This is a genomic window from Vibrio tarriae (assembly GCF_002216685.1).
In the GTDB taxonomy this organism is placed as follows: domain Bacteria; phylum Pseudomonadota; class Gammaproteobacteria; order Enterobacterales; family Vibrionaceae; genus Vibrio; species Vibrio tarriae.
This window is the reverse complement of the sequence record NZ_CP022353.1, coordinates 655,847-673,443: the sequence shown is the minus strand read 5'-3', so window position 1 is coordinate 673,443 and position 17,597 is coordinate 655,847. Positions and strand designations below refer to the sequence as shown.

Annotated in this window: 20 protein-coding genes; 3 read left to right on the top strand and 17 right to left on the bottom strand. The window is 47.3% G+C overall.

Annotated elements, in window-relative coordinates; translation table 11 throughout:
* Positions 1-84: 84 nt before the first annotated feature.
* The 3 genes from sodB to CEQ48_RS08720 all read left to right on the top strand — a co-directional run bounded on the left by sodB (position 85) and on the right by CEQ48_RS08720 (position 2,330).
* Complete coding sequence (sodB, locus tag CEQ48_RS08730; RefSeq protein ID WP_000863548.1) at positions 85-669, top strand: superoxide dismutase [Fe]; 585 nt, start codon at positions 85-87, stop codon at positions 667-669.
* A 114-nt stretch (positions 670-783) separates the two neighbouring features.
* The gene (locus CEQ48_RS08725) at positions 784-1,287 is read left to right on the top strand and encodes a VC2046/SO_2500 family protein (protein ID WP_198301246.1); all 504 of its coding nucleotides are present in this window, start codon (positions 784-786) and stop codon (positions 1,285-1,287) included.
* A 419-nt stretch (positions 1,288-1,706) separates the two neighbouring features.
* Complete coding sequence (locus CEQ48_RS08720; RefSeq protein WP_232477882.1) at positions 1,707-2,330, top strand: SDR family oxidoreductase; 624 nt, start codon at positions 1,707-1,709, stop codon at positions 2,328-2,330.
* Between the two features lie 12 nt (positions 2,331-2,342).
* On the opposite strand, the gene CEQ48_RS08715 is transcribed toward CEQ48_RS08720, so the two are convergent.
* The 17 genes from CEQ48_RS08715 to CEQ48_RS08635 form a co-directional block, all read right to left on the bottom strand.
* Positions 2,343-3,089 (bottom strand): MlaA family lipoprotein, encoded by a 747-nt coding sequence (locus CEQ48_RS08715; protein WP_157724709.1) that lies wholly within the window; start codon positions 3,087-3,089, stop codon positions 2,343-2,345.
* Positions 3,090-3,159: 70 nt separating this feature from the next.
* Positions 3,160-4,374, bottom strand: coding sequence for a c-type cytochrome biogenesis protein CcmI (ccmI, locus tag CEQ48_RS08710; RefSeq protein WP_089070960.1), 1,215 nt, complete (start codon positions 4,372-4,374; stop codon positions 3,160-3,162).
* A gap of 2 nt (positions 4,375-4,376) precedes the next feature.
* A complete protein-coding gene (locus tag CEQ48_RS08705) occupies positions 4,377-4,820 on the bottom strand; it encodes a cytochrome c-type biogenesis protein (RefSeq protein WP_001918752.1) in 444 nt (147 codons plus the stop codon).
* A 29-nt stretch (positions 4,821-4,849) separates the two neighbouring features.
* A complete protein-coding gene (locus CEQ48_RS08700; protein WP_089070958.1) occupies positions 4,850-5,404 on the bottom strand; it encodes a DsbE family thiol:disulfide interchange protein in 555 nt (184 codons plus the stop codon).
* The gene (locus tag CEQ48_RS08695) at positions 5,405-7,360 is read right to left on the bottom strand and encodes a heme lyase CcmF/NrfE family subunit (RefSeq protein ID WP_089070957.1); all 1,956 of its coding nucleotides are present in this window, start codon (positions 7,358-7,360) and stop codon (positions 5,405-5,407) included.
* A complete protein-coding gene (gene ccmE / locus CEQ48_RS08690; protein ID WP_089070956.1) occupies positions 7,357-7,839 on the bottom strand; it encodes a cytochrome c maturation protein CcmE in 483 nt (160 codons plus the stop codon). Before ccmE ends, CEQ48_RS08695 begins: the two co-directional genes overlap by 4 nt.
* Positions 7,836-8,042 carry a heme exporter protein CcmD gene (gene ccmD / locus CEQ48_RS08685; RefSeq protein ID WP_089070955.1) on the bottom strand — a complete coding sequence of 69 codons (207 nt, stop codon included), beginning with the start codon at positions 8,040-8,042 and terminating at the stop codon, positions 7,836-7,838. Before ccmD ends, ccmE begins: the two co-directional genes overlap by 4 nt.
* Positions 8,042-8,794 (bottom strand): heme ABC transporter permease, encoded by a 753-nt coding sequence (locus CEQ48_RS08680; RefSeq protein ID WP_089070954.1) that lies wholly within the window; start codon positions 8,792-8,794, stop codon positions 8,042-8,044. Before CEQ48_RS08680 ends, ccmD begins: the two co-directional genes overlap by 1 nt.
* Positions 8,795-8,884: 90 nt before the next feature.
* Positions 8,885-9,553, bottom strand: a complete 669-nt coding sequence (gene ccmB / locus CEQ48_RS08675) for a heme exporter protein CcmB (protein WP_089070953.1) — start codon at positions 9,551-9,553, stop codon at positions 8,885-8,887.
* Complete coding sequence (gene ccmA / locus CEQ48_RS08670; RefSeq protein WP_089070952.1) at positions 9,550-10,173, bottom strand: cytochrome c biogenesis heme-transporting ATPase CcmA; 624 nt, start codon at positions 10,171-10,173, stop codon at positions 9,550-9,552. Before ccmA ends, ccmB begins: the two co-directional genes overlap by 4 nt.
* Positions 10,174-10,533: 360 nt before the next feature.
* On the bottom strand, positions 10,534-11,037 hold the full coding sequence (gene flrD, locus CEQ48_RS08665; protein ID WP_089070951.1) for a flagellar transcriptional regulator FlrD: 504 nt from the start codon (positions 11,035-11,037) through the stop codon (positions 10,534-10,536).
* Positions 11,013-11,507: a chemotaxis protein CheW gene (locus CEQ48_RS08660; RefSeq protein WP_000075894.1), complete on the bottom strand. Its 495-nt coding sequence runs from the start codon at positions 11,505-11,507 to the stop codon at positions 11,013-11,015. Before CEQ48_RS08660 ends, flrD begins: the two co-directional genes overlap by 25 nt.
* Positions 11,508-11,545: 38 nt before the next feature.
* Entirely contained in the window at positions 11,546-12,550 is a 1,005-nt protein-coding gene (locus CEQ48_RS08655; protein ID WP_089070950.1) for a chemotaxis protein CheW, read from the bottom strand.
* Positions 12,543-13,319, bottom strand: coding sequence for a ParA family protein (locus CEQ48_RS08650; RefSeq protein ID WP_089070949.1), 777 nt, complete (start codon positions 13,317-13,319; stop codon positions 12,543-12,545). The genes CEQ48_RS08655 and CEQ48_RS08650 overlap by 8 nt, the downstream gene beginning before the upstream one ends.
* 9 nt (positions 13,320-13,328) lie before the next feature.
* The gene (locus tag CEQ48_RS08645) at positions 13,329-14,462 is read right to left on the bottom strand and encodes a protein-glutamate methylesterase/protein-glutamine glutaminase (protein ID WP_089070948.1); all 1,134 of its coding nucleotides are present in this window, start codon (positions 14,460-14,462) and stop codon (positions 13,329-13,331) included.
* A gap of 26 nt (positions 14,463-14,488) precedes the next feature.
* Entirely contained in the window at positions 14,489-16,831 is a 2,343-nt protein-coding gene (locus tag CEQ48_RS08640; protein WP_089070947.1) for a chemotaxis protein CheA, read from the bottom strand.
* 9 nt (positions 16,832-16,840) lie between these two features.
* The gene (locus CEQ48_RS08635) at positions 16,841-17,560 is read right to left on the bottom strand and encodes a protein phosphatase CheZ (protein WP_089070946.1); all 720 of its coding nucleotides are present in this window, start codon (positions 17,558-17,560) and stop codon (positions 16,841-16,843) included.
* Positions 17,561-17,597 lie beyond the last annotated feature (37 nt).

Below are 17,597 nucleotides of genomic sequence, written 5' to 3'. Positions count from 1 at the left end.
CAGTCGTAACGACGAAGAAAATAATACACTGGAAGCAATGACATAAAGAGAATCCACTCTTTAAACTCAACGGAGAATCGAGCAATGGCATTTGAATTACCCGCTCTTCCTTATGCGAAAGACGCACTGGAACCACACATCTCAGCAGAAACTCTGGATTTCCACCACGGTAAGCACCACAACACTTATGTGGTAAAACTGAACGGTCTGATCCCAGGTACTGAGTTTGAAAACAAATCACTAGAAGAGATCATCAAGACCTCAACTGGCGGTATTTTCAACAACGCTGCGCAGGTTTGGAACCACACTTTCTACTGGCACTGCCTGTCACCAAACGGTGGTGGCGAGCCAACTGGCGCAGTTGCTGAAGCAATCAATGCAGCATTCGGTTCTTTTGCTGACTTCAAAGCAAAATTTACTGATTCAGCCATCAACAACTTCGGTTCATCTTGGACTTGGTTGGTGAAAAAAGCTGACGGCACTCTGGCAATCACTAACACTTCAAACGCAGCAACACCGCTGACTGAAGAAGGTGTAACACCTCTGCTGACGGTTGACCTGTGGGAACACGCGTACTACATCGACTACCGTAACGTACGTCCAGATTACATGAATGGTTTCTGGGCTCTGGTTAACTGGGACTTCGTTGCTCAGAACCTAGCAAAATAAGCTGACACTGCTTAATACATCGTCATAAGCCTGCAATTTTGCAGGCTTTTTTCATTTCTTCACCTCAAGTTTTCTGCTCTTGTGCCGTTATATGGACATCAAGGGGAGAGTGTCATGCAAGTCCATACATTAGATAAAGCCGGTGTCATCAGCGAACTGCATTTTGGCCAAGGAATTAGCCAAGCAGTGACGCATGGGCGTCGTGCCGACTTTGCCTTACTCTTGGCCCTGTTCTCTAATGATGTCCGTGATAATACACCAGTAGATAAAATTGAGGTTCCACCGACAACGGAACAAGTATTGCGTCAGCGTTTTGAACTCGCAGAGCCTCAACGCCTAGAAAATGATGAGAGCTCCTATCAAATCTCCGCCAGACAAGCCGCATTCTTTCATCAAGGTGGCATGGCCAGTGCAAAGCTCAGCCACTATCTCACACCGGAAGTGCTCACTTATCGTCCACAAGATACTCAAGGTTTGCCTGAAGAGGTGTACTTAAACCTCTCGGGACATGAACGACGTCACCTCGCGGATAAGCAACCCTCTACGCTGTTGGCAAAAGACTTTTATCATCGTCTCGCCACCGCCTATCGCCAAGATCAATTACGTACTGCTATTTAATCTTGACCTTCTGTTCTCGCCTTTCTTCTCCTCTGCAAGAAAGCCATTCGCTCTATGTCCAAACTACAGTGAGTTGCAGGTAAGCGGCCACTGGGTAGCACTATGTGTATAGAGTGACTCTACACTTGGGAAGCCAACCTAGTCCCCCTGAGTTTCAAGTAGGAAGGGGATATACATAAGGCATACTGCAAACAAGAATTCTGTTTAATATTTTTTGTGAATGGATGCAAAGTATTAAGTTTCAGTTTGGTTAATCCAAAGTTATTTGAACTTATTCACACTGTATACACATGTAATCAACCATGCTGTCCAAACCCCCTGCGAAACCTCACGGTTAAAAAGGCAGATAAAAATAAGGTAAGGTGGCACTCATGGACATAAAAAGTGCAATAATATTAATTACTTCTGCAAGCTCAGCCTTGGGTAGCACACTGGCAACACATTTTGTGAAGTTAGGAGCCAAAGTGATCCTCTGCGATCGCGATCAACAAGGATTAGTCGATACCTATTGGCGCTGTCATGCACTCTCAGATCAAGTTGCCTACTTTCATCTCAAGGATTTTTCCCCAGAAAGCATTGAGACGCTGCTTGATATGGTCGAGCAAAAATTTGAGCGTGCGCCCGATGTGCTGATCAACAACTTACCGTCTGCGCCATTGCCGTCACTGGTCGATGAAAAGCCTAGCGAGCAGTTTATTCAGCAGCTCGCGGCTATTGCGTCTTCGCTGTTTAACTTCAGTCATGCTTGCTCTGTTAGGATGCGCCAACGACAAACCAAAGGGGTCATCGTCAATGTGGTGTGTTACAACACAGTACAAGATAGATCCGGTATTGTGAGTGCCAATTCGATGGTATCGGGGTTTACTCAGAGCTGGGCTCAAGAGCTTACCCCGTTTAATATTCGAGTGGGGGGTGTAGTCCCTCAAATCGCTAGCGCTAATGATGAGGTCGTACACTGGTCAGAAATGCGGGAAGAGCTGATCCGTAATACAGAATATATTGTTTCCAATGAATACTTTAGCGGCAGGGTTATGTCAGCCTGATTTCACAGGCTATCATAACCCTTCATTTAAATACTCATCGAGATACTCTTCTTCCTCAGGGTCATAATCATCCACTTGGATCTCCGCTTTGAAAGCTTGCCGTTGAAGATAAGCATCGCGAGCCAAACTGTAAGGATCAGGCGAGTCTTGTAATAAGGCCTCTTGAGAGACTAACGCAGCGCGCGTTTCCATGCCTTCAAGTGCCCATTTGCCGATCCCAGCCCAGATATTGAGATAGGCAAGCGGGAAATACATGCCATCCACCACATCGGTCACTTCGCGTACCGTATAGGGACCATAACCTGGCACCATTAAATAGGGGCCATTGCCCACACCGTAATGGCCTACCGCATCACTAAACGCCTTATCATCGTATTTTTTGATGCCGGCTTCAGAAGCGATATCAATCAAACCGAGTAAACCAAAGCTGGTATTAATCCAAAAACGATTAAAGTGATCGACCGCTTTTGTCCCATTGCCCATCAGCAGGTTATTCACCATGCTGGCAGGCTCGTCTAAGTTAGAGAGGAAGTTGGCAACGCCACTGCGTACAGGCTTAGGCACATAACCGACATAAAATAGAGAGACCGGACGCACCACATAAGGGTCTAGGTAATCATAGTTAATTGTCCACATTTGCCGGTTGAAACTTTCCAGAGGATCGTTCACCTGCGAATGAGGGGGTGAGTCATCAGGTGCACTGCTGCACCCAACTAAAAAAAGTGTGAATAGCGTAATCCAAGGTAAGCGGCCAACCATACGTAATTCCATGTGCAAAGGCCGATGATCCCATCGGCCTTATTGTTATATTATTTTTCAGCTTGTAATTTTATTCATACTGCTTATCAAGCACAACGTCAACAGGCTCACCTGTTTTCATTGTGGGACTTTCAGCATACCAGTCACCGCTTTTCGTCGCCACATTACCATCGCTGTCGATACGCACGCGTACCACATACGACTCAAGACTGGACAATTTTGATCCTTCCATCATGCTGTTATTGTCATCCAACACCACGGTTCTTGGAAACTCACCTAGCGGATAACGGGCTGCAGCAACAGGCATTGGCGAACCGGGAGCATGGATAGATACGATCAACACTGCGTTAGGATCAACCTTAACCTGCTCGCCTAGATTAATGGTGACTTTCACCGATTGCCCCTCTGCCATGCCCTCGCCCATTCTCTTACGAGCGCTTTCAATACTGCGGCTGAGCATCTCATAACGAGCATCGTCAGGACCAATCGCTTGTTGCATCAAACTCCAGTACTTGATCGCAGCAGGAAAATCACCACTTTCAAAAGCATCAAACGCCAATAATGAATAGACGCGTAAATCAGCATAACCACGTTGGGCTAACTTGAGCAGAATCGACTTCGCTTCTTGCTGGTCGACAGAGTCATTCGAAAGCATCAAAGCTTGTGCGTAACCAAATTTCACATCCGGATCTTCATTATCCAGAGCAAAGGCTTTCTTCATCGCGCCAATCGCGGTTTCCAGATCGCGATTAGCAAGGCCAATCCGACCTAGCAACAACCAACCGGTAACATCATCAGGCTGATAATGCAGTCGAGTGCGCAGTGCCAACGTCAAATCATTCATCTCTTCGTCACTGAGTTCCGCTTGTGGCGACATGAGTTTTTTCGACAATTCAGGCAGTTGTGCTGACACTTGCTGCCAAGCCTGAACGTGCTGATAGTGACCAAACTTGGCGTACAGCGCATAACTCAATCCGACCACCAACAACACTGAAGGTAGCGCAACCATCCACAGTGAAACACGATTTTCCTGCTGATGTTTTTGCTGGGTTGGAATGTCGTCAAGCAGAGTCTGTTTTAAATCGGCAATCAAATCTTGTTGATCGGCAACAATGCCTTCTTCGGTTTCCTCTTCAAGCTCTTTCAAGCGGTCTTTGTAAAACGCTTTATTCAGCTCATCGCGCAGTGCCTCATCGTTATTCGCACGCTTATTAATAAACGGAATAATGACGAAAACCACCGCAATCGCCACCAGTAATAGGGTCGAGATCCAAAACATCCACATGATTACTTCTCTCCCTCTTGCTCTTCTTTTAGCAATGCTTTCAAACGGGCTTCTTGCTCTTCATTCCACTCGGCATTATTCGCAGCATCACGCGCTTTACGACGACTGCGTAACACAATCACAGTGAAACCAATCACTAACACTGAAATAGGCCCAAGCCAAAGAACAGCGGTACCTAAGGTAAATGGCGGATTGTAGGTCACAAAGTTGCCATAACGCGCAATCATGTAGTCGACGATTTCCGATTTCGATTTACCCTCTTTGGTCATCTCATACACTTTTTGGCGCAGATCTTGTGCCAACTCAGCGTTTGAATCGGCAATCGTGTTGTTTTGACATTTCGGGCAGCGCAAGGTCGCCCCTAATTCTTGAAACTGTTTCTCCTGCTCTGGGGTATCAAAGTCATACACTTCAATCGTTGCAAACGCCGAGAGAGAAATCAGCATGGCGGTACAGACCGCAAACAACCACTTTTTCATTGTTTCGCCTCCGCCAGCATTTTTTCATACAGTGGCGCGAGTGTTTCTTGCCAGTTGCGCGAATTAACATCGCCAACATGACGATAGCGGATCACGCCATTGGCATCGATTAAGAAGGTTTCTGGGGCGCCGTACACTCCAAGATCCAGCCCCAACATACCATTGCCATCAAACAAGCTGATCAGGTAAGGATTGCCTAAATCATTTAACCATTGAGTCGCTTTATCTCGCTGATCTTTATAATTAAGACCGATGATTTTTACCCCTTGTTTGGCCAACTCATTGAGGTATTGATGCTCGGCATAACAAGTTGGACACCAAGTTGCCCACACATTGAGTAGTAAAGGTTCGCTTTTGAAAATCGACTGATCGTATAACTTACCAGGTTCGGCCAAATCTTCGAGGCGAAACTCAGGAACCGTTTTTCCCACCAAAACCGATTCCAACTTCGTTGGGTCATCCCCTGCGGAGTTTTTCATTAACTGGGTAGCAAACACACCAGCCAACAGCAAAAATACCACCAGCGGGATAAATAAAATCTTCTTATTCACTTAAGCCTCCTGATGTGCGTTTTTTCTAAAGCGGTAACGCTTGTCACTGATGGCTAAGGCACCACCAATGGCCATCAGCAAGCCGCCTGCCCAAATCCAGCGCACATAAGGTTTGTAATAAATACGCACTGCCCAAGAGCGGTTATCATCCAAACGCTCACCCAGCGCAATGTAAAGATCACGCGTAATGCCACGGTCGATCGCCGCTTCGGTCATCATTGACTTTGCGGTGCGATAGAAGCGCTTCTCAGCATGCAGTGTATTGACATATTGGCCTTGGCTAGTGATTTCAAAATCAGCAATGTAGCCATCGTAATTCGGGCCATCTTTATCACGCACACCTTGGAAGTAAAAGTGGTACTCATTGAGTTGGAAGTTATCTCCCGGAGCCAAACGCACATCACGTTCAATGCTGTAGTTTTGCACCATAGCAATACCGATGATGCTCACCGCTAAACCGACGTGACCAAGCATCATCGCCCAGTGGCTACGTTGTAGTTTCTTCACCCCAACCATGAAGCTGTGACGATGAGTCGCTCGCGTGTGCAGTTCATAAGCGTGTAACAGTAAGATCCACCACGCCATGACCCAACCAAGATAAGCCATTGGGCTAAACGTCGGAGCATTCAGCCACATCATCAACGCTGCCAACACTAACGATGCAAACGCTGTGATGAGCATAGGTTTAAAGAGTGTGGCGATTTGATCGCGCTTCCAGCGGATCAGTGGACCAATTCCCATAAAAAATGCAAAAGGAATCATCAACCAGGCAAACAACATGTTAAAGAAAGGCGCACCGATAGAGACGGAGCCGAGGCCCAGTTGTTTGTGCACCAAAGGCAACAAGGTACCAATCAGTACCACCGCGAGTGCGGTCATCAGCAGCACGTTGTTTACCAACAAGCTGTTTTCACGAGATACCAGCTCAAAATTACCACGCACTCGTACTGAAGCGCCTTTGATCGCAAATAGCAGTAGTGAGCCACCAATCACCGCAATCAAGAAGCCGAGAATGAACATACCGCGCGCCGGATCGGAGGCGAAAGCGTGCACCGAAACCAAGATGCCTGAGCGCACTAAGAAGGTGCCCAATAGGCTCAACGAGAATGCAGAAATTGCCAGCAGTACTGTCCACGCTTTGAACGTGCCGCGTTTTTCAGTCACCGCTAATGAGTGCATCAGCGCAGTACCGGCAAGCCAAGGCATGAAAGAGGCGTTTTCCACTGGATCCCAGAACCACCAACCGCCCCAGCCAAGTTCGTAGTAAGCCCACCATGAACCCAGTACGATACCCAGCGTCAAAAAGAGCCAAGCGGCCGTTGTCCAGGGTCGTGACCAACGTGCCCATGCCGTGTCGAGACGGCCTGTCATCAAAGAAGCAATCGCAAACGAGAAGGCAACTGAGAATCCCACATACCCCATGTACAACATAGGCGGGTGAATGATTAACCCGGGATCTTGTAACAGTGGATTTAAATCACGACCATCAATCGGGAAGTAAGGTAGCGTTCGTAAAAATGGGTTAGATGTGACAATGATAAATAGTAGGAAGCCGACCGTAATCATCCCCATCACCGCAAGCACACGCGCTACCGATTCTTGTGGCATACCGCGGCTAAAACTCGCGACAGCCACAGTCCAAGCCGCTTGGATAAGTACCCAAAGCAGTAATGAACCTTCATGCGCGCCCCACACAGCGGTGAGGCGATAGTACCAAGGCAGTTCACTGTTGGAGTTACTCGCCACATATTGCACAGTAAAATCATTGACATAGAACGCCCACAGCAAAACCACAAACGAAATCGACAGCAAAAAGAACATGCCCCATGACAAAGGGCGAGCCGTGTTCATCAATAGTGTGTTGTTGCGTGACGCCCCAACCAATGGCAACACACTGAGCAATATCGCTAAACCGAGCGACACGATCAGCGCGAAGTGGCCAATTTCAGCAATCATTGGGCGCTTCCTTGTTTCTGATCTTGCGAATATTGCAGTGGAGCGTGGTTTTTCTGCATCGCTTCTGCAATTTCTGGTGGCATATAGTTTTCATCATGCTTTGCCAGCACTTCAAACGCTTCAATTTTAGTCGGTTCCACTAACACGCCTTGTGCCACGATACCCTGACCTTCTCGGAATAGATCGGGCAAAATGCCGTCATACGTAACCGTGATGCTTGGCCCCACATCGTGCAGATTGAAACTGACTTTCAGTGAGTTAGGATCACGTTTCACTGAGCCTTCCACCACCATTCCACCGATACGTAGCCGCTGACCGATTTCCGGCTTTTTCCCCTCTTTGCCATACACGAGCTCTGTCGGGGTATAGAAGAGATCCATATTTTGATTCAGGGCATAAATGATAAGACCAATGGTCGCACTGAGGCCAAATAGGATGGCCAAAACAACACCGAGCCGCTTTTTACGTCTTGGGTTCATAGTGTGTCCTCCATATGTTTTGCAGCATCAATACGAGACTGACGTGCCAATTTATCGCGCACTTGATTAAGTAACTTGTTTTTGCGTCGAACGCTGACTATCCAAAGAATCGCCATCGAAAGGTAAGTCAAACCGAAAGCGCCCCAAACATAAGCGGCATAACCGCCCATTGCTAAAAAATCACTGAAAGAGTCAAAATGCATTACCGATTTCCTCGCACTGTTTGGTTGGCAAGCTTACTCACCCAAGGGCGATGACTTTCACGGCTCAAAATTTCATTGCGTAAGCGGATCATGGTCAATGCGGCAAAAAAGAACGCAAAACCGAAGATACAAGCGAGAAGTGGCCATAACATCTCCGGTGCGATCGATGGTTTGGCGAACTTAGTGATAGTGGCGCCTTGGTGCAAAGTGTTCCACCACTCCACGGAGAAGTGAATGATAGGAAGGTTGATCACTCCGACGATGGCTAAGATACCAGCTGCTTTGGCAGCAGTTTTTTGATCATCAAACGCATGGTAAAGCGCAATCACACCCAGATAGAGGAACAGCAGAACAAGTTCAGAGGTGAGACGTGCATCCCACACCCACCATGCTCCCCACATCGGCTTGCCCCAAATAGCACCAGTGATAAGGGCAATAAAGGTATATACCGCCCCAATAGGAGCCATGGCTAACGCAGCCATATCTGAAATACGCAGTTGCCAGACTATCCCGATAAATGCGGCGATAGCCATCGACATGTAGATACCCATGGACCATATCGCGGCCGGTACATGAATATAGATGATTCGAAAACTGTCACCTTGTTGGTAATCCGCAGGTGCATAAGCCAAACCGAGTACAGTTCCTATTGCCAGAAATAGGAATCCTAAACTGGCAAACCAAGGCAGCAACTTACCACACAGTTGGTAAGCGGCATCGGGTTTGGCATAGGGATGAAGCCATTTCCACATGTTTATCTCACTTTGCTTTCAATTTATTGAGTTTTAACTAAGTTGTTATAATTTATCTAACGCAGCATTTCCGTGCTTGATCGAAAACAATCAATGCACACTTACTCGTAACGCCGCGCTTATCGCAAATGGCGTTAAAGTCATCGAACCCATGAGCATAGCCGCTAAAATCGCGAGCTGGCCGTTATACGGCATTCCCAAGGCGGCGGCATCAATAGCTGATGTCGCAAATATCAAAACTGGGATGTAGAGCGGCAATACTAGTAAGCTCAAAAGTACTCCGCCTTTTTGCAATCCCACGGTTAGCGCGACCCCAATTGCCCCAATAAAACTTAATGTTGGTGTCCCAAGCAACAAAGTCAGTACTACCGCAAGCCAGGTTAAGCTATCAAACGAGAGTAAGATTGCCAGCAGCGGACTGATTAAAATCAGTGGCAACCCAGTGAGCAGCCAATGAGCAGTCACTTTAGCCAGTACCACCATTGAGAGCGGTATAGGTGTCAGCATGGCTTGCTCTAATGCGCCATCTTGAAAATCATCACGAAACAAACGCTCTAATGAGAGTAATGCCGCTAATAAGGCAGCCACCCAAACAATGCCAGGCGCAATTCGCGCCAACAAGGCAGGTTCTGGTCCCACACTGAGCGGAAACAGGGTAATAACGATGATAAAAAACCACAGCGGGTTAAACACATCCGCTTGACGGCGAAAGGCAATCAAGAGTTCACGATGAATAAACTGAACAAAAGCAGACATCATTTCAGATCACCCAAGCGAATTTTGCGCAGTTTAGGGTTATCGGCAAACATGTCTTGGTGTGTGGTCAGTATCACTATGCCCCCTTGCTGTGCATGGCTTAAAAAGAGCGCCTCAAGCACGCTCACCCCTTGTTTATCTATGGCGGTGAGCGGTTCATCCAAAATCCACAACGGCTTTTGACTCAGCCACAATCTCGCCAAAGCAACCCGTCGTTGTTGCCCTGCAGACAATTGTGCTACTGGCACATCTTCGCGCCCTGCCAATCCAACTTTGGTCAGCGCTTGAAAAATAGCGGGCTCATCCACCACTTGTTGATGAACCGCAAGATAAAAGCGTAAATTTTCTAATGCGGTGAGCTCTCGCTTAATCCCAGTTTGATGACCTAAAAACAGCAGATCTTGGTGGTAACTTTCACGATCACTTTGAATTTTACTCTGTTGCCAGAGGATTTCCCCAGATTCACACTCGCCAAGACCCGCAATGATGCGTAACAAGGTCGTTTTACCAGTGCCATTGCGACCTTCAATTTGAACGAGTTCGCCAGCATGGATCTCAAAAGAGAGCGATTCGAATAAAATCCGTTCATCACGTATGGCGGTGAGATTTTTAACTTCTAACATGCTTATCTACTAAGAGCGTTGGGACGGTTATATTAACACAGCGAGGAGGAGACTAAAGACGCGAACTCTATTACCAATCACGAAACTAAGTAAGAATCTATTAAAAATTCGCGACTTTTGTTCGCATCTAACCCTTTGTGGTTACATATATGATCCATCAATGATCGGAAATATGCGTGATATCACAATATCAAACGCGTTCACTCTCCATGTCGATAGCTCATCCATTTCTGTCGGAGAAGAATAAAAAAAGGAAGCCAACGCTTCCTTCAAAAACTACTTAAGTAATGAGCCATATCTAAACGACTTATACGCTTACTGCTTGAAGCTGCAGGTAGGCTTCAAGTAAATAGGAAAATACTATGATTTGGCTTTTTTTGTTCGAGCTTCAGGATGGCTTTCCAGCGGCGGAATAGATTCTTTACCTGCAAGTTTATTTTGCAAAGACATCATCAATTCCGCTTCTGCTTTGGGTAGCTCACACTCTTGGATCAGTTCATTCAAATCGGCACCTAACTGCACCATCTTACTGGCACGAGTATACAGACGCGCATCGGCATCCGTATTTTCTAGCTCAAGCAGTCGTTCATTAAGGTGACGAATGATATCTTGTTGCTCGCTGACTTTTTGTCCGAGCCCCACCATCACAGAACGCACTTCAAGCAGTTGTTTGTTCGATTTCTGCAGCTCTCGATCCAGATTGCGTATTTGTTGGCGCAAGGTTTCACTTTGACGATGCTGGCCGCGCTTAAGACGCCACAATACCAACAAAATGCACAAAACAACAAAAACCGACCCTCCTGCGATCACAGGAGGGGTTAACCAAGTCAAATCAACCATTACAGATGAGCCATGTCGTCCCATTCTTCATCGGTTAGGAACTTGTTCAGATCCACCAGAATCAGCAGCTTACCATCGCGGTTACTCACGCCTTGGATAAACTTCGAACTTTCATCTGTTCCCACACTTGGGGTTGAATCAATTTCTGATGAGCGTAGATAAACCACTTCGGCCACGCTATCCACCAAAATACCGATGACTTGACGTTCTGACTCAATCACAATGATGCGTGTATTGTCAGTAATTTCGCCTTGCATCAAACCAAAACGTGAACGAGTGTCGATAACCGTCACGACGTTACCACGCAGGTTGATAATACCTAATACATAGTCAGGTGCTCCCGGTACAGGAGCAATTTCGGTGTAGCGCAGTACTTCACGTACCTGCATTACATTAATGCCGTACGTTTCTTCTTCCAATTGGAACGTCACCCATTGAAGTACTTCATCGTTCGACTTTTCTTTTCTGACTTTCACTTCATTCGCCTGAGACATACCTTTCCCTCTCTGAGTCGTTTCCGACACCCAATGTTTTAATTTTCTAGCGCTTTTACATCAAGCCCTGCATTAAGCATAGCTATCAATGCTTGAACATGGATCAAAGCGCACATTTTTTCTTTCACCATGCCCGCGAGCCAAGGTCGTTTACCGACTTGTTCGCGCCATCGCACTTTTTCTGTACTAAGTAACTCAGTACCCATGAGCTGAGTGCTGGCGAGCCCCCATGCACTTTCATCCAACATCACAATGTACTGATACGCTTGCTTGTAACTCTCATCGTGTAGCTTCTCAGCCATTACCCATTTTGCTGTATCAACCACATCGAGTTGTGAATCTCGATTGGTCTGTAAACCTAAATACCAAGCCGGACGACCAATTAAGTGGTTAAGTGTCGTCATTCGGTGAATTCCACCTAGCTCATCGAGTGGTACTGCGAAAGTCACACCGTTGACATCAAAATAGAGGACTTGGAAGTCTTTTTCACGGATCGTGTTAGTCCAAGTGCCCAGTTTATTGCGCCCAGCTTGCGTTTCTGGAGTAGCCTGCGTCTCAGCGACGGGTTCCTCAACGCTGGTTTCTATCGCAATTTCACTCTCTGACTCAGCGTCCACATACTCTGGTTCGAGATCGTCTTCAATAACACTCTCTGTCGTCTCGATGTCCGGCTCAACATAGCTGGTTTCGATTTCCCACTCTTGGATCTCTTCAACAACGCTGCAGGGCTGAACAACGGGGTCAATTTTGGCGATCTTAGCCGTGTTCTCTTCGAGAATATGCTCAAGGTCCAAATCGGCCACTGGATTGCTCGATTCCAACTGGCTCAGCAAGCGCTGAACATCTTCAAGATTAGGCAGTTCGAGCTCTTCAACCTCTGTATCAAAATAGCTTTTATTCGGAACAGACTGAACAGCAGGAGCCAGCTCCCATACAGGATCTGGCTTGGTTGGCGCAGGTTCGAACTCGACCGCTTCTTCATCCAATAACGCCGTAAAATAATCGTTTAGCGCTTGTTCGCTGGATATCAACGCACTACTCATCGATAGCTAGCCTCTCTAAGAAAAGCAGAAGCTGCTTATAGGCGAACACTCCACGACTTCCCTCTGCAAAATGCGAAGCGGGCAGACGCTGTAAGCTGGCATCGCGAAATTTGGTATCAATCGGCACTGCAGACGTCCAAACTTTATCAGGATAGTCCTTCTTCAGTTGATTCAAGGTCTGCAACGAAGCGCGCGTTCTCTTATCGTACATGGTGGGTACGATAGTCACTTTAAACTCACGGCTGCGCGATTTCTGCATAATTGCCAAAGTGCGCACCATACGTTCCAAGCCTTTCATCGCCAGAAATTCGGTTTGCACTGGGATAAGAATACGATCGCTGGCCGCCAGCGCGTTAACCATCATCACGCCCAAAATAGGTGGGCAATCAATTAGTACATAATCATAAACATGACGCAGCGCGAGCAGTGCACGCTTTAAAATCAGCCCCATCCCACTGCGATTCCCCATCACGCGATCCAGTGTCGCAAGTGACATATGAGCAGGAAGAAGATCAATACCTTGAATATCGGTTTTCAAAATCAAAGGCTTAACGGAAGCTTCGTTATATTCACGTAACTGAAATAGATCGAATAAACTGGCTGGCACATCATCAGAATCGTACCCCAAGTAGGTAGTCAGCGAGGCGTGCGGGTCGGTATCAACCAGCAGGACACGCTTACCCTGCTGGCTTAATAAGCCTGCCAATGTAATCGTTGTGGTGGTTTTTCCTACCCCACCTTTTTGGTTTGCTACACTCCAAACGATCATTGAGGTTCCTTAGGCGAGCCCGACTTCTACCAACATGCGCTCAGCGATTCTATCCAGCGGCAGATCTTCAGTTGATATCCCCGCTTTGGCTACGGCTTGTGGCATGCCGTACACTACGCAACTTTCTTCATCTTGTGCCCAAATGGTGGCTCCTGCTTGTTTCAGCATCCGCGCACCTTCACGTCCATCCGCGCCCATTCCGGTCAAAACCATGGACAACACTTTGTCACCAAAGATTTTTGCCGCAGAACCAAAGGTTACGTCCACACACGGTTTATAGTTCATGCGATCGCCACCGTCGATAATGCGCAGACGAGCAGCCCCAGGCCGCCCATCCAGCATCATCTGCTTACCACCCGGCGCCAAATAGGCAACACCTGGGCGCAGCATATCCCCATCTTCTGCTTCTTTGACTTCAATTTTACATAGCGAATTGAGACGGCTAGCAAAAGCAGCGGTAAACGTCGCTGGCATATGTTGAATTAACACTATGGGATGCGGGTAGTTAGCAGGGAGCTTAGTTAATATTTTCTGTAGCGCTACCGGCCCTCCTGTCGAGGTACCTATCGCAGTTAGCTGATATTTTTTACCTGAAGCTTTAAAACGAGTCGCCGCTGAAACCGATGCAGTTGAACGATTTCCTATTGGTGTGGTGGGCGTTGCTCGTTCTTGGTTTAGTGATGAACTCGCAGCTATCGATGATGTGGACGTGGGACGTGTGACAGTAGGGCGACGTAAAAAGATCTTTTTCGACGCAATAGAGAGCACACGCTGTTGGAGCAGTGTGACCGCTTCATCTCGATTGCGCGCGATATCTTCAAACTTCTTCGGCAGAAAGTCTAATGCGCCAGCATCCAGTGCATCCAGTGTAGCTTTTGCGCCATCATGGGTCAGTGAAGAGAACATCAAAATTGGCACGGGATTGTTAGCCATGATCTCACGTACGGCTGAAATGCCGTCCATGACGGGCATTTCAATATCCATGGTAATCACATCTGGCTTAAGTCGAGCAGCCTTTTCAACGGCCTCTTTCCCATTTACAGCAACATCAATGACTTCTAAGCGCGATTCGGAGTTGATGATTTCACTCACGCGACGACGGAAAAAACTCGAATCATCAACAACTAATACTTTAATCGCCATGTTTATCCTTATCGTTGAGCAGCGAATCAGATTCGAGACGCAGCTGCATACTGCTTGAGCAGATCCGGCACATCCAAAATCAGAGCAATATGTCCATCACTAGTGATGGTCGCACCAGACATACCTGGAGTGCCCTGCAGCAATTTATCAAGCGGCTTAATGACCACTTCTTCTTGGCCAATTAAGGTATCCACAACAAGGCCAACGCGCTGGCTACCGATTTGTACAATCACCACATGGCCATGACCTTGACGAAGTTGCACTTTGCCTTTCTTCGGTGCTAACCAGTTTTGTAAGTAGAACAATGGAATCGATTTTTCGCGCACTATGATAGTCAGTTGACCATCAACCACGTTGGTACGGCGGAGATCCAGATGGAAAATCTCATTCACACTTGCCAACGGCAAAGCGAATGGGTGACCCGCCACCCCAACCATCAAGGTAGGAAGAATCGCCAGAGTCAAAGGCACTTTGATGGTGATTTTTGTCCCTTTGCCAATCGTGGAGTCAATATCGATCGAACCATTGAGAGTATTGATGGCAGTCTTTACTACGTCCATCCCTACACCACGACCTGATATGTCAGAAATTTTCTCTTTACTAGAGAATCCCGGCATAAAGATCAGGTTGAAACACTCTTTATCCGATAGACGTGAAGCGGCGTCTTCATCCATCATGCCACGCTTAACCGCAATCGAGCGCAGTTTATCCGGATTCATACCCGCACCATCATCGACAATCGCGAGCTCGATGTGATCCCCTTCCTGCGAGGCAGAAAGAATCACTTTACCCGTACGAGATTTGCCATTTTTTGCGCGCTCATCTGGCATTTCGATACCATGGTCAACCGAGTTTCGAACCAAGTGGATCAAAGGGTCGGCCAGCGCTTCAACAAGGTTTTTATCGAGATCTGTCTCTTCACCCCGCAACTCAAGATCAATTTCTTTGTTCAGGCTACGAGCCAAATCGCGAACCACGCGCGGGAAACGTCCGAACACTTTTTTGATCGGTTGCATGCGCGTTTTCATTACTGCGCCTTGCAGATCGGCGGTCACCACATCTAAGTTAGCCACCGCTTTAGACATCTCTTCATCGTTGCTATTTAGACCAAGGCTCAAAAGTCGGTTACGCACCAGCACTAACTCACCGACCATGTTCATGATGACATCAAGCGTTGAAGTATCTACCCGAACGGTTGATTCAGCTTGCGCTTTCTTTGCGCCTCCAACTGCTGCCACTTCGCGAGATTCATCAGAATCTTTCATTGCAGTAGGAGCCGGAGCTTTTGCTGGTACCTCTTTAGCCACAGCAGGCTTCGCCGCTGGTTTAGCGGGAGCTGCTGGTTTAGCTGCAGGAGCACTCGCCTCGACTGACGCTTTTGGCTCACTGATTGCTGGACTAGGAGTCACTGGACGAGTCGCCATTTCTAGTTCTTCTACAGACGGACCTTTACCCGTACCGTGAAGCTCATCGAGCAGTTTTTCGAACTCTTCATCCGTCATTAAATCATCGCCACCGGGCGCTGATTTTGCAGCCGTAGGTTTCGGCGTCTCAGTCGCTTTAGGTGCCGGCGGTGTTACCGGTGCTGCTGGAGCGGCAGATTCAATCGATGGGCCTTTACCTTTACCATGCAATTGATCAAGTAGCTTTTCAAACTCATCATCAGTGATGTCACCGCTAAGGTCGGCACTTGTTAACGGAACGGCTTTTGCTGGTGCAGGAGCTTGTGCCTGTTGAGACTGAGCGCCCGGCGCTTTGCCTTTGCCATGCAGTTCATCAAGCAACTTTTCGAATTCATCTTCGTTGATATCGTCGATCGAGCCTTTATCGATCACACTATTTGATGCTGTAGCTGTAGCTGCAACATCAGCCTCAATTTCCGATGCCACTTCTTCAACAACGTCTTCGATGATCTCTTCAACCAGTTCTTCTTCTGGCTCATCAAAATGCGCTTCTGCCGTGTCATCCTCATTTTCTGAGGCGGGTTTGCTTAGACGATGCAGTTCATCGAGTAATTCGGGGTCGGCAGGTTGCAATGGTTCACGATCTTGCACCGCACGAAATTGTTCGTTAACCGTATCTAAAGCTTTAAGCATGGTATCCATCAAGCTAGGGGAAACATGTCGTTGACCATTACGTAAAATGTCGAACACGTTTTCCGCACCGTGACAGGTTTCAACCAGCTCGGATAAAGCCAAGAATCCAGCACCGCCTTTTACGGTATGAAAACCACGGAATATGGCGTTCAGCAGATCTCGGTCTTCTGGATTGTTTTCCAGTTCAACGAGCTGCTCGGAAAGCAACTCCAATATTTCGCCGGCTTCTACCAGAAAGTCCTGCAGGATGTCTTCGTCTAATTCGTAGCTCATACGTTACCCCTAAAATCCAAGACTTGATAACAGATCGTCAACTTCGTCTTGAGATGAGACAGCATCAATTCGTTCATGAGGGTTGAGAATAGGTCCCTCCGGTTCTATTGATGCCACTATCGCCTTATCTGCTTTTTGTTCTTTTTGCGCTGCGCCAAAAACCGTCAGTATTTCAACTAGACGTTTTTCAACCTCATTGACCAGATTAATCACGCGTTTGATGATTTGTCCTGTTAAGTCCTGAAAGTCTTGTGCCATCAGAATCTCGGTCAATTCACCACGTAATTCACTGCTGTCACCTTCTACTTGCGTAAGCAAATCATCAATCCGGTGACAAAGAGCCTTGAAATGCATCAGTTCAATCCGACCATTCATCAAGCCATTCCAGTCAGGCCGAATCAGCAGCAAGCTTTCATGTAGTTTGTCGGCTATCGGCATACACCGATCCACTGCATCCATCGTTTTATTCGCTGCGACTTCCGTTTTCTGTATAACGTAATGCAGTCTTTCTCGTGCGTCTGGAATTTCATCTGTCGCGATTTCACTGAAGCGTTCATCAATCTGAAAATTTTTCAGTGCTTCGTGTAAATCTCGCGTCAGCATCCCTATCTCTTTAAACATAGGGTTGTTGGCAGACTCGTAAACATAGGTGAAGAAACGATTGGCTTCGTCTTGCTGTCCCTGTTCCAAAAGTTGCACGAGTTCTTTAGCCTGTTCTAATGAAATCATCCTGAATCAGCCTTTTGCGCGTGTGAATAGAGCACCT

Coding starts and splice junctions, on each gene's coding strand:
- CEQ48_RS08695 (WP_089070957.1), bottom strand. CDS start 7,360: ATGATTGCTGAAATTGGCCACTTCGCGCTGATCGTGTCGCTCGGTTTA.
- CEQ48_RS08725 (WP_198301246.1), top strand. CDS start 784: ATGCAAGTCCATACATTAGATAAAGCCGGTGTCATCAGCGAACTGCAT.
- ccmE (WP_089070956.1), bottom strand. CDS start 7,839: ATGAACCCAAGACGTAAAAAGCGGCTCGGTGTTGTTTTGGCCATCCTA.
- CEQ48_RS08660 (WP_000075894.1), bottom strand. CDS start 11,507: ATGTCTCAGGCGAATGAAGTGAAAGTCAGAAAAGAAAAGTCGAACGAT.
- CEQ48_RS08645 (WP_089070948.1), bottom strand. CDS start 14,462: ATGGCGATTAAAGTATTAGTTGTTGATGATTCGAGTTTTTTCCGTCGT.
- CEQ48_RS08635 (WP_089070946.1), bottom strand. CDS start 17,560: ATGATTTCATTAGAACAGGCTAAAGAACTCGTGCAACTTTTGGAACAG.
- sodB (WP_000863548.1), top strand. CDS start 85: ATGGCATTTGAATTACCCGCTCTTCCTTATGCGAAAGACGCACTGGAA.
- CEQ48_RS08680 (WP_089070954.1), bottom strand. CDS start 8,794: ATGTGGAAATGGCTTCATCCCTATGCCAAACCCGATGCCGCTTACCAA.
- CEQ48_RS08655 (WP_089070950.1), bottom strand. CDS start 12,550: ATGAGTAGTGCGTTGATATCCAGCGAACAAGCGCTAAACGATTATTTT.
- ccmB (WP_089070953.1), bottom strand. CDS start 9,553: ATGATGTCTGCTTTTGTTCAGTTTATTCATCGTGAACTCTTGATTGCC.
- ccmD (WP_089070955.1), bottom strand. CDS start 8,042: ATGCATTTTGACTCTTTCAGTGATTTTTTAGCAATGGGCGGTTATGCC.
- CEQ48_RS08640 (WP_089070947.1), bottom strand. CDS start 16,831: ATGAGCTACGAATTAGACGAAGACATCCTGCAGGACTTTCTGGTAGAA.
- CEQ48_RS08705 (WP_001918752.1), bottom strand. CDS start 4,820: ATGCTGATTTCTCTCTCGGCGTTTGCAACGATTGAAGTGTATGACTTT.
- ccmA (WP_089070952.1), bottom strand. CDS start 10,173: ATGTTAGAAGTTAAAAATCTCACCGCCATACGTGATGAACGGATTTTA.
- flrD (WP_089070951.1), bottom strand. CDS start 11,037: ATGGGACGACATGGCTCATCTGTAATGGTTGATTTGACTTGGTTAACC.
- CEQ48_RS08715 (WP_157724709.1), bottom strand. CDS start 3,089: ATGGTTGGCCGCTTACCTTGGATTACGCTATTCACACTTTTTTTAGTT.
- ccmI (WP_089070960.1), bottom strand. CDS start 4,374: ATGTGGATGTTTTGGATCTCGACCCTATTACTGGTGGCGATTGCGGTG.
- CEQ48_RS08650 (WP_089070949.1), bottom strand. CDS start 13,319: ATGATCGTTTGGAGTGTAGCAAACCAAAAAGGTGGGGTAGGAAAAACC.